The organism is Streptococcus infantis, from assembly GCF_001579645.1.
Taxonomy (GTDB): domain Bacteria; phylum Bacillota; class Bacilli; order Lactobacillales; family Streptococcaceae; genus Streptococcus; species Streptococcus infantis_E.
Window position 1 is genome coordinate 73,685 of the sequence record NZ_KQ970823.1, and the last position, 12,517, is coordinate 86,201.

The window sequence follows — 12,517 nt, forward strand, 5'->3', positions numbered from 1 at the left end:
CAACTCTTGATGGCTGACACAAGTACCTTTGAGGAAGGTCTAACAGCAGTTGAAGCGGGAATTGACTTTGTCGGAACAACCTTGTCAGGTTACACTTCTTACAGTCCAAAAGTGGATGGCCCAGACTTTGAACTCATCAAGAAACTCTGCGACGCAGGGGTGGACGTCATCGCCGAAGGTAAGATTCACACACCAGAACAAGCTAAGCAAATCCTAGGTTACGGGGTGCGTGGTATCGTAGTTGGTGGCGCTATTACTAGACCAAAAGAGATCACGGAACGATTTGTTGCGGGTCTTAAATAACACAATATAAAAAACGAGGAGAGTGGTTGATTAGTAGGAAAAAATGAAAACGTATACAAAGTCCACATTACTCATTATCCGATTCGGATACGCTTATCATCATTTAGGAGAATACAAATGAAATTTAAAAAACTAGCTTGTACAGTACTTGCGGGTGCTGCGGTTCTATCTCTTGCTGCTTGTGGCAAATCAGATGCAAACAAAGATGCGGCTAGCTCAGGTAGTGACAGTGGAAAAACTGAAATCACTTGGTGGGCATTCCCAGTCTTTACTCAAGAAAAAACTGGCGATGGTGTAGGAACTTATGAAAAATCTATCATCGAAGCTTTTGAAAAAGCAAATCCAGATGTTAAAGTTAAACTAGAAACAATCGACTTCAAATCTGGACCTGAAAAGATCACTACAGCAATCGAAGCTGGAACTGCGCCAGACGTACTCTTTGACGCACCAGGACGTATCATCCAATACGGTAAAAATGGTAAATTGGCTGAGTTGAACGACCTCTTTACAGATGAATTTGTTAAAGATGTTAACAACGAAAACATCATCCAAGCAAGCAAAGCTGGTGATAAAGCTTACATGTATCCAATCAGTTCTGCACCATTCTACATGGCGATGAACAAGAAAATGTTGGAAGATGCAGGAGTTGCAAACCTTGTAAAAGAAGGTTGGACAACTGATGACTTTGAAAAAGTTTTGAAAGCGCTTAAAGATAAAGGATATACACCAGGTTCATTGTTCAGTTCAGGTCAAGGGGGAGACCAAGGAACACGTGCCTTCATCGCTAACCTTTATGGCGGTTCTGTAACTGACAAAGATGTAACTAAGTATACAACTGACGATCCTAAATTCGTTAAAGGTCTTGAAAAAGCATCAAGCTGGATCAAAGATGGTTTGTTGAACAACGGTTCACAATTTGACGGTGGAGCAGACATCCAAAACTTTGCAAATGGTCAAACTTCTTACACAATCCTTTGGGCACCAGCTCAAAATGGTATCCAAGCTAAACTTTTGGAATCAAGTAAAGTAGAAGTGGTAGAAGTACCATTCCCATCTGATTCAGGTAAACCAGCTCTTGAATACCTTGTAAATGGATTTGCAGTATTTAACAACAAAGACGAAAAGAAAGTCGCAGCAGCTAAGAAATTCATCCAATTCATCGCAGATGACAAAGAATGGGGTCCTAAAGACGTAGTTCGTACAGGCGCATTCCCAGTTCGTACTTCATTTGGTAAACTTTACGATGACAAACGTATGGAAACAATCGGTAGCTGGACTCAATACTACTCACCATACTACAACACAATCGATGGATTTGCTGAAATGAGAACACTTTGGTTCCCAATGTTGCAAGCTGTATCAAATGGTGACGAACAACCTGCTGCAGCATTGAAAGCATTCACTGAAAAAGCGAATGAAACAATCAAAAAAGCAGCTAAATAATAAGCCCTAAATAAAAACTGAGTTCCCCCCTTTTCCCTGAGCATATCTGTGTATGAAAAGGGGGACTTTTGTTTGAAATAGAAGCAACTGACAGGTCAAAATTAAAATGAAGTTTTTACATTGACGAATCTTAGAAAAATTTCATTTTGATTTTAGATCAGGGTCAGATAACAGTCAAAAAAACAAAACTATGTGAAAGTGAGGTGCCGACTGTGAAAATCAATAAAATTCGCATGCGGGAAACTATTGTTTCCTACGCATTCCTAGCACCAGTATTAATCTTCTTTACCGTCTTCGTTTTAGCTCCAATGATCATGGGCTTCATCACAAGTTTCTTTAACTACTCGATGACTAGCTTTGAGTTTGTTGGCTTGGACAACTACATTCGTATGTTTAAAGACCCTGTCTTTACAAAATCTTTGATTAATACCGTAATCTTGGTTATTGGGTCTGTACCAGTCGTTGTACTCTTCTCGCTCTTTGTGGCATCACAAACTTACCAACAAAATGCCGTTGCTAGATCTTTCTACCGTTTCGTATTCTTCCTTCCTGTAGTAACAGGTAGTGTTGCCGTAACAGTAGTATGGAAATGGATCTACGATCCACTATCAGGTATTTTGAACTTCGTGCTTAAGTCAAGCCATATCATCAGCCAAAACATTTCTTGGTTGGGAGATAAAAACTGGGCTTTGATGGCGATTATGATTATCCTTTTGACAACATCAGTTGGTCAACCAATCATTCTTTACATCGCTGCAATGGGTAATATTGATAATTCACTTGTAGAAGCAGCTCGTGTTGACGGTGCGACTGAATTTCAAGTATTCTGGAAGATTAAATGGCCAAGCCTCCTTCCAACAACTCTTTATATCGCAATCATTACAACCATCAACTCATTCCAATGTTTCGCCTTGATTCAATTGTTGACATCTGGTGGTCCAAACTACTCAACAAGTACACTTATGTACTACCTCTACGAAAAAGCCTTCCAATTGACTGAATATGGCTATGCCAATACCATTGGTGTATTCTTGGCAGTTATGATTGCCCTTGTCAGCTTCGCTCAATTCAAGATCCTCGGAAACGATGTAGAATATTAGGGAAAGGAGACAGCTATGCAACCTACACAACAAAAGAAACCATTAACAGCCTTTACTGTTATTTCAACAATCATTTTGCTCTTGTTGACTGTACTGTTTATCTTCCCATTCTACTGGATCTTGACAGGTGCATTCAAATCACAACCAGATACCATTATGATTCCACCACAATGGTTCCCTAAAGCTCCAACTATGGAGAACTTCCAACAATTGATGGTGCAAAACCCAGCCTTGCAATGGATGTGGAACTCAGTGTTCATTTCTTTAGTAACGATGTTCTTGGTTTGTGCAACCTCTTCACTAGCGGGTTATGTCTTGGCTAAGAAACGTTTCTATGGACAACGCATTCTCTTTGCAATCTTCATCGCTGCCATGGCCCTTCCAAAACAAGTTGTCCTTGTACCATTGGTACGTATCGTTAACTTTATGGGAATCCACGACACTCTTTGGGCGGTTATCTTGCCGTTAATCGGATGGCCATTTGGGGTCTTCCTCATGAAACAGTTCAGTGAAAACATTCCTACAGAATTGCTTGAATCTGCTAAAATCGATGGATGTGGCGAGATTCGTACATTCTGGAGCGTAGCCTTCCCTATCGTGAAGCCAGGATTTGCAGCTCTTGCAATCTTTACTTTTATCAATACATGGAATGACTACTTCATGCAGTTGGTAATGTTGACATCTCGTAACAACTTGACCATCTCACTCGGGGTTGCGACTATGCAAGCCGAGATGGCAACTAACTATGGTTTGATCATGGCAGGGGCTGCCCTTGCAGCTGTGCCAATCGTAACAGTCTTCCTTGTCTTCCAAAAATCCTTCACTCAAGGGATTACTATGGGAGCTGTCAAAGGATAGTACTCTACGAAAATTGAATATAGTACAATTTGTTTATCAGTATGCAGAAGTATAGTTGATAGATTAAGAGAATATAGGCTATATAAGTGTCTACAAAATGGAGAGTAGTTGGTTACTTCGTGAAGTTTTGTTAGACACTTATAAACTTACTGGCTAGACATTTTGTGTCTGAAGATAACAATCAGGTAAAGGAAATTACTATGATTTTTGATGATTTAAAAAACATTAGTTTTTACAAGGGAATTCACCCAAATCTGGACAAGGCTATTGATTATCTCTATGAGCATCGTAAAGATACTTTTGAATTAGGTAAATACGATATTGATGGAGATAAGGTCTTCTTAGTTGTACAGGAAAATGTTCTCAACCAAGAAGAAAATGATCGCTTTGAGCATCATAAAAACTATGCAGATTTGCATTTGTTAGTTGAAGGGCATGAGTATTCTAGTTACGGTTCTCGTGTAAAAGACGAGGCTGTAGCCTTTGACGAAGCTAGCGATATCGGCTTTGTTCATTGTCACGAACATTACCCACTTTTGTTGGGATATCACAATTTTGCAGTTTTCTTCCCAGGAGAACCTCATCAGCCTAACGGTTATGCAGGTATGGAAGATAAAGTTCGCAAATATTTATTTAAAATTTTAATCGATTAGTCAGTTAGGAGGAGCAAACAATGGCACATAAAGGATCTGGATTGATAAAAGCGGCATTTGATACGGATAACTTTCTGATGCGATTTTGTGAGAAAGTGTTAGATATCGTGACGGTTAACCTACTCTTTGTTGTGTCTTGTTTGCCTATTGTGACTATTGGAGTAGCTAAAATCAGTCTCTATCAGACAATCTTCGAAGTTAAGAGTAGTCGTCGTGTTCCTGTTTTTAGAACGTATATGAGAGCCTTTAAGCAAAATTTGAAATTAGGTTTTCAGTTAGGTTTGCTGGAATTAGGAATCTTTTTGATCAGTGTGGTTGACTTATCACTATTTTGGAGTCAAACTGGAGTTGCCTTTCAGCTCATTAAAGCTATTTGCTTGGGAATTCTGATATTTTTAACATTAGTTATGTTGGCTAGCTATCCAATTGCTGCACGCTATCAATTAACTTGGAAAGAAGTGCTCCAAAAGGGATTACTTTTGGTAAGTTTTAACTTCGTGTGGTTCTTCTTGATGCTTGCGATTATTTTGTTAATCATTATGCTTCTCTATCTATCAGGCTTTACTCTAGTGCTTGGTGGTTCAGCATTTCTACTCTTTGGCTTTGGTCTTCTTGCCTTTTGCCAGGCTGGATTAATGGAAAAATGGTTTGCTAAATATCAAGCAGATTGAAAATGATATGAAACTACTTTCAAACATGAAAAGCTATGGAAGATGAATAGAAATTAAAATCTAAGTGGCTTGGATGTATTGAAAGCGCTTTTTACAAGGTGTATACTAAAATAGTAAAAAATCATCTGCTCAGGGCAGAAAATAAGAAATCTTAGGAGAAATCTATGTCAGATTTAAAAAAATATGAAGGCGTCATTCCTGCCTTCTACGCATGTTATGATGATGCGGGCGAAGTAAGCCCAGAACGTACTCGTGCTTTGGTGCAATACTTTATTGATAAAGGTGTTCAAGGACTTTATGTCAACGGTTCTTCAGGTGAATGTATCTACCAAAGCGTAGAAGACCGCAAATTGATCTTGGAAGAAGTCATGGCAGTTGCTAAAGGTAAATTGACCATCATTGCTCACGTGGCTTGCAACAATACTAAAGACAGTATCGAACTTGCTCGTCATGCAGAAAGCTTGGGTGTTGATGCTATTGCAACAATCCCACCAATTTACTTCCGTTTGCCTGAGTACTCAGTAGCAAAATACTGGAACGACATCAGTGCAGCAGCACCAAACACAGACTACGTTATCTATAACATTCCTCAATTGGCAGGAGTTGCTTTGACTCCAAGTCTTTACACAGAAATGTTGAAGAACCCACGTGTTATCGGTGTTAAAAATTCTTCAATGCCAGTTCAAGATATCCAAACTTTTGTTAGTCTTGGTGGTGATGATCATATCGTCTTTAACGGTCCAGATGAACAATTCCTAGGTGGACGTCTCATGGGTGCAAAAGCTGGTATCGGTGGTACTTATGGTGCTATGCCAGAACTCTTCTTGAAACTCAACCAATTGATTGCAGATAAAGACCTAGAAACAGCGCGTGAATTGCAATATGCAATCAACGCTATCATTGGTAAATTGACTGCGGCACATGGAAACATGTACGGAGTAATCAAAGAAGTCTTGAAAATCAATGAAGGACTTAATATCGGATCAGTTCGTTCTCCACTTACACCAGTGACCGAAGAAGATCGTCCAGTTGTAGAAGCAGCTGCTCAATTGATTCGTGAAACTAAGGAGCGTTTCCTCTAATCAATAGGAGGCTTTATGACTAATTACGTTGCAATTGATATTGGTGGAACTAATATCAAATATGGTTTAATTGATCAGGATGGACAACTTGTAGAGTCTCACGAAGTAGCGACTGAGGCGCATAAGGGTGGTCCACACATCTTACAAAAGACAAAAGATATCGTCGCTAGCTATCTAGAAAAAGGACCAGTGTCAGGTGTAGCCATTTCCTCTGCGGGAATGGTTGATCCTGATAAGGGTGAGATTTTCTATGCTGGTCCACAAATTCCAAACTATGCAGGAACTCAATTTAAAAAGGAAATTGAAGAAAGCTTTAACATTCCTTGTGAAATTGAGAATGATGTCAACTGCGCAGGGCTAGCAGAAGCGGTTTCTGGATCTGGAAAAGGTGCAGGAATAACGCTTTGTTTGACCATCGGAACAGGTATCGGTGGTTGTTTAATCATTGATGGCCAGATTTTCCATGGATTTAGTAATTCTGCCTGTGAAGTTGGCTATATGCATATGCAGGATGGGGCTTTCCAAGATTTAGCTTCTACAACTGCCTTGGTTGAGTATGTAGCCAAGGCTCATGATGAGGAAGTGGCTCATTGGAATGGTCGCAGAATTTTCAAAGAAGCTACAGAAGGCAATAAACTCTGTATGGAGGGCATTGACCGTATGGTAGACTATCTTGGGAAAGGTCTTGCTAACATCTGTTATGTTGCCAATCCAGAGGTTGTTATACTAGGTGGTGGTATTATGGGGCAAGAAGCGATTTTGAAACCGAAAATTCGTACAGCTCTGAAAGATGCGCTTGTTCCGAGCTTAGCGGAAAAAACAAGATTAGAATTTGCGCGTCATCAAAATACTGCAGGTATGCTTGGAGCCTACTATCACTTCAAAACAAAACAATCCTAAGTTGGCCTTGCCAATTTAGGATTTTTTAGTCATAAAAAGTAAAATAATCATTTAGTAAAAATCTAGTTAAAACTTTGAAAACCCTTGCATTTTTTAATATAACATAGTATATTTATAATAATGCGAAAACTCTAGAAAAATTCTTGCTAATGGAAGCATTATTTTATTTTTTAAAAATGTAAGCGATTTCTACAATCTTATATTTACTCAAAATAAATAGCTCAGGGAAAGAATTTTAAGCTAGGGAATCAAACAAAAATTGTCGCCAGATTACACTGGGCTCGGGCAGTAGCTGACTGCTCTAGAAGATTAGGAGTATTTGATGAAACAATATTTTTTAGAAAAAGGTAGAATATTTAGTATTCGTAAACTGACTGTTGGTGTTGCTTCTGTAGCAGTCGGTCTTGCTTTTTTTGCATCTGGTAATGTTGCGGCTAGTGAACTTGTGACGGAACCAAAACTTGAAGTAGATAGTCAAGCAAAAGAAGTGGCAGATGTAGATCATGAAAAAGAAGAAGCAGTTAAAGAAGAAGTAACTGAAAAAACAGAACCTGCTATCGAGAAAGTAGCAGAGGAAGGAAAGACTGCTGAAGTGGCTGGCGATATACTCCCTGAAGAAATCCCTGATCGTGCTTATCCTGATACACCAGTGAAAAAAGTGGATACTGCAGCTATTGTATCAGAAAAAGATAGCCCACAAGTAGAGACTAAGAGCATTTTGAAACCTACAGAAGCAGCTCCATCTGAAGGCGAAAAAGAAAATAGAGCTATTATCAATGGCGGACAAGACCTTAAGCATATCAATTATGAAGGTCAACCAGCTACATCTGCTACTATGGTTTATTCAATCTTTAGCTCACCTCTGGCAAATGGCGGTAGTCAGCGATACCTTAACTCAGGTTCAGGTATCTTTGTTGCTCCAAATGTCATCTTGACAGTGGCCCACAACTTCTTGGTCAAGGATGCGGATACTAATGCGGGTTCTATCCGTGGTGGTGATACGGCTAAGTTCTATTACAATGTAGGTTCAAATACTGCTAAGAATAATTCTTTGCCAAGCTCAGGAAATACTGTTTTGTTCAAGGAAAAAGATATTCATTTCTGGAATAAAGAAAAATTCGGTGAAGGCTATAAGAATGACCTAGCCTTGGTTGTAGCTCCAGTTCCACTTTCAATTGCAAGTCCAAATAAGGCAGCTACCTTTACTCCTTTAGCAGAACATCGAGAATACAAAGCTGGGGAACCTGTTAGCACCATCGGTTACCCTACTGATTCAACATCTCCAGAATTGAAGGAACCAATTGTTCCAGGTCAATTGTATAAGGCGGACGGTGTTGTTAAAGGTACTGAAAAGTATGATGATAAGGGAACAGTTGGTGTCACTTATCGTTTGACTTCTGTTTCTGGTCTTTCTGGTGGTGGAATTATCAATGGTGACGGTAAGGTCATTGGGATTCACCAACGTGGAACTGTCGATAATGCAAACATTGCTGAAAAAGATCGCTTTGGAGGAGGGCTTGTCCTCTCGCCAGAACAATTGGCATGGGTCAAAGAAATCATTGACAAGTACGGTGTCAAAGGTTGGTATCAAGGCGATAACGGCAATCGTTATTACTTCACTCCAGAGGGAGAAATGCTTCGAAATAAGACAGCTGTTATCGGTGAAAACAAATATTCCTTCGATGAAAGTGGTGTAGCAACTCTCCTTGAAGGTGTTGACTATGGACGAGTTGTTGTCGAACACCTAGACCAAAATGATAATCCAGTCAAAGAAAACGATACTTTTGTTGAAAAGACAGAAGTTGGAACTCAGTTCGACTATAACTATAAAACAGAAATTGAAAAGACTGACTTCTTCAAGAAGAATAAAGAAAAATATGAGATTGTATCGATTGACGGCAAAGCTGTCAACAAGCAACTAAAAGATGCTTGGGAAGATGATTATAGCGTTGTGAGCAAGGCTCCTGCAGGAACTCGTGTCATCAAGGTGGTTTATAAAGTCAATAAAGGTTCCTTTGACGTTCATTATCGTTTGAAAGGTACCGACCAAGAATTGGCAACTGCAACTGTGGATAATAACGATGGTAAAGAATACGATGTTTCCTTTGTTCATAGATTCCAAGCCAAAGAAATTGCAGGATACCGTGCAGTCAATGAAAATCAAGAAGCAACAATTCAACATAAAGGGGTGAATGAAGTTATTTTTGAATACGAAAAAATTGAAGATCCAAAACCAGTAACTCCTGCAACTCCAGTAGTGGATCCAAAAGACGAAGAAACAGAAATTGGAAATTATGGACCACTTCCAAGCAAGGCTCAGTTGGACTACCACAAGGAAGAATTGGCTGCCTTCATCCACTATGGAATGAATACCTACACCAACTCTGAGTGGGGAAATGGTAGAGAAAATCCTGAGTACTTTAATCCAACAAATCTTGACACAGACCAGTGGATTAAGACTTTGAAGGATGCTGGGTTCAAACGAACAATCATGGTTGTCAAACACCACGACGGTTTTGTGATTTATCCATCTAAATATACAGACCATACGGTGGCTGCAAGTCCATGGAAAGATGGTAAGGGTGACCTTCTCGAAGAAATCTCTAAATCAGCGACTAAGTATGACATGAATATGGGTGTTTACCTATCACCATGGGATGCTAATAACCCTAAATATCATGTTTCAACTGAAAAAGAGTATAACGAATACTATCTCAACCAACTCAAGGAAATCCTTGGAAATCCTAAATACGGAAACAATGGTAAATTCATCGAAGTCTGGATGGACGGTGCGCGTGGTAGTGGAGCTCAAAAAGTAACCTACACCTTTGACGAATGGTTCAAGTACATCAAGGAAGCTGAAGGAGATATCGCTATCTTCTCTGCACAACCGACAAGTGTCCGTTGGATCGGTAATGAACGTGGTATCGCTGGAGATCCAGTTTGGCATAAGGTTAAGAAAGCTAAAATCACTGACGATGTGAAGAATGAATATCTCAACCATGGAGACCCAGAAGGAGATATGTACTCTGTCGGTGAAGCAGACGTTTCTATCCGTTCAGGTTGGTTCTACCATGACAATCAACAGCCAAAATCAATCAAAGATTTGATGGATATCTACTTCAAGTCTGTTGGTCGTGGAACGCCACTTCTACTCAATATTCCACCTAATAAAGAAGGTAAATTCGCAGATGCGGACGTAGCTCGTTTGAAAGAATTCCGAGCAACCTTGGACCAAATGTATGCAACTGACTTCGCCAAGGGAGCAACTGTAACGGCAAGCTCTACCCGTAAGAATCACTTGTATCAAGCAAGTAACCTAACCGATGGTAAGGATGATACTAGTTGGGCATTGTCAAATGATGCCAAGACAGGTGAATTTACTGTCGATCTCGGTCAAAAGAGACGCTTTGACGTAGTCGAACTCAAAGAAGATATTGCTAAAGGTCAACGTATCTCTGGATTTAAGGTTGAAGTTGAGCTCAATGGTCGCTGGGTTCCATATGGAGAAGGTTCGACTGTTGGTTATCGTCGTCTCGTCCAAGGTCAACCTGTGGAAGCACAAAAGATTCGTGTGACTATCACGAATTCACAAGCAACTCCTATTTTGACAAACTTCTCTGTTTATAAGACACCAAGTAGCATCGAAAAAACAGATGGCTATCCTCTAGGTTTGGATTACCATTCAAATACAACAGCTGATAAAGCAAATACAACCTGGTATGACGAATCTGAAGGCGTTCGTGGAACATCCATGTGGACCAATCAAAAAGATGCTAGCGTAACCTACCGCTTCAATGGAACTAAGGCTTATGTCGTATCTACAGTGGATCCAAATCACGGTGAAATGTCAGTTTATGTGGATGGTCAAAAGGTTGCAGACGTACAAACTAATAATGCGGCTCGTAAACGTAGCCAGATGGTTTATGAAACAGATGACTTGGCTCCAGGTGAACACACCATCAAACTCGTCAACAAAACTGGCAAAGCTATTGCAACTGAAGGTATCTACACGCTCAATAATGCTGGTAAAGGTATGTTTGAGTTGAAAGAAACTACCTATGAAGTCCAAAAAGGACAACCAGTTACTGTAACCATTAAACGTGTTGGTGGTAGCAAAGGAGCTGCAACAGTCCATGTCGTGACTGAACCAGGAACAGGGGTTCACGGTAAGGTTTATAAGGATACAACAGCTGATTTGACTTTCCAAGAAGGTGAAACAGAAAAGACTTTGACAATTCCAACAATTGACTTTACGGAGCAAGCTGACTCTATCTTTGACTTCAAAGTGAAAATGACGAGTGCTTCAGATGAGGCTTTGCTTGGCTTTGCTTCAGAAGCAACGATTCGAGTGATGAAAGCTGAATTGCTTCAAAAAGATCAAGTCAGTCATGATGATCAGGCCAGTCAACTTGACTATAGTCCAGGTTGGCACCATGAAACCAATTCATCAGGTAAATACCAAAACACTGAGTCTTGGGCGTCATTTGGTCGTTTAACAGAAGAGCAAAAGAAAAATGCTAGTGTAACAGCCTACTTCTACGGTACAGGTTTAGAAATTAAAGGTTTTGTAGACCCAGGTCATGGTATCTACAAGGTGACGTTAGACGGTAGAAGAGTCGAGTATCAAGATGGTCTAGGTAATGCGTCTGAATACAACGGTAAGAAGTACTTCAGTGGTACAGCTGCCACACGTCAAGGTGATCAGACTCTCGTTCGTCTAACAGGACTTGAAGAGGGATGGCATGCTGTAACCTTGCAATTGGATCCAAAACGTAATGATACTACGAAAAATATTGGTATCCAAGTTGACCAGTTTATCACTCATGGAGAAGATAGTGCTCTTTATACCAAAGAAGAGTTGCTTCAAGCTATGAAGAACTGGAAGGATGAATTGGATAAATTTGACCAAACAAGCTTGAAGAACACTCCAGAGGCACGTCAAGCCTTTAAGTCAAACTTGGACAAATTATCAGAGCAACTTTCAGCAAGTGATGCTAAACCACAAGAAGTTCTGAAAACAGCTACAGCCTTGCAAACGATCCTTGATAAGGAAGAGAACTACGGTGTCGAAGAAACGCCAGCCCAACCAGAAGAGCCTAACTATGATAAGGCCATGGCAAGTTTGGCAGAGGCTATTCAAAACAAGACCAAAGAACTAGGTGATGATAAGGAAGCTAAGAAGAAACTAGTTGAATTATCTGAGCAAGCCCTTACTGCTATCGAAGCAGCTAAGACACAGGATGCGGTAGACAAAGCCTTGCAAGCAGCTCTAACTTCTATCAACCAACTTCAAGCGACTCCGAAAGAGGATCCGAAACCAGAGGAACCAGCCCAACCAGAAGAGCCTAAGATTGACTACGACAAGGCAATGGCAAGCTTGGCAGAGGCTATTCAAAACAAGACTAAAGAACTAGGTGATGATAAGGAAGCTAAGAAGAAACTAGTCGAGTTATCCGAGCAAGCTCTTACTGCTATCGAAGCAGCTAAGACACAGGATGCAGTAG

General features: G+C 40.2%; 8 protein-coding genes and 1 pseudogene. All 9 read left to right on the plus strand.

Features of this window, described 5'->3' with window-relative positions:
- Positions 1–303, plus strand: a pseudogene (locus SINDD18_RS08415) (N-acetylmannosamine-6-phosphate 2-epimerase); the annotation flags it as partial.
- A 117-nt stretch (positions 304–420) separates the two neighbouring features.
- Positions 421–1,746: an ABC transporter substrate-binding protein gene (locus SINDD18_RS08420; protein WP_061863813.1), complete on the plus strand. Its 1,326-nt coding sequence runs from the start codon at positions 421–423 to the stop codon at positions 1,744–1,746.
- Between the two features lie 233 nt (positions 1,747–1,979).
- Complete coding sequence (locus SINDD18_RS08425; protein ID WP_081108297.1) at positions 1,980–2,846, plus strand: carbohydrate ABC transporter permease; 867 nt, start codon at positions 1,980–1,982, stop codon at positions 2,844–2,846.
- A 15-nt stretch (positions 2,847–2,861) separates the two neighbouring features.
- Positions 2,862–3,704 carry a carbohydrate ABC transporter permease gene (locus tag SINDD18_RS08430; RefSeq protein ID WP_049502842.1) on the plus strand — a complete coding sequence of 281 codons (843 nt, stop codon included), beginning with the start codon at positions 2,862–2,864 and terminating at the stop codon, positions 3,702–3,704.
- Positions 3,705–3,904: 200 nt separating this feature from the next.
- Positions 3,905–4,357: a YhcH/YjgK/YiaL family protein gene (locus SINDD18_RS08435; protein WP_061863815.1), complete on the plus strand. Its 453-nt coding sequence runs from the start codon at positions 3,905–3,907 to the stop codon at positions 4,355–4,357.
- Between the two features lie 20 nt (positions 4,358–4,377).
- Positions 4,378–5,028 (plus strand): YesL family protein, encoded by a 651-nt coding sequence (locus SINDD18_RS08440; protein WP_061863816.1) that lies wholly within the window; start codon positions 4,378–4,380, stop codon positions 5,026–5,028.
- A 164-nt stretch (positions 5,029–5,192) separates the two neighbouring features.
- On the plus strand, positions 5,193–6,110 hold the full coding sequence (locus SINDD18_RS08445) for a dihydrodipicolinate synthase family protein (RefSeq protein ID WP_016466210.1): 918 nt from the start codon (positions 5,193–5,195) through the stop codon (positions 6,108–6,110).
- Between the two features lie 15 nt (positions 6,111–6,125).
- The gene (locus SINDD18_RS08450; RefSeq protein ID WP_061863817.1) at positions 6,126–7,010 is read left to right on the plus strand and encodes an ROK family protein; all 885 of its coding nucleotides are present in this window, start codon (positions 6,126–6,128) and stop codon (positions 7,008–7,010) included.
- 322 nt (positions 7,011–7,332) lie between these two features.
- Positions 7,333–12,517: alpha-L-fucosidase (locus SINDD18_RS08455; RefSeq protein ID WP_061863818.1), on the plus strand; the 5,185-nt coding region annotated here is incomplete at its 3' end.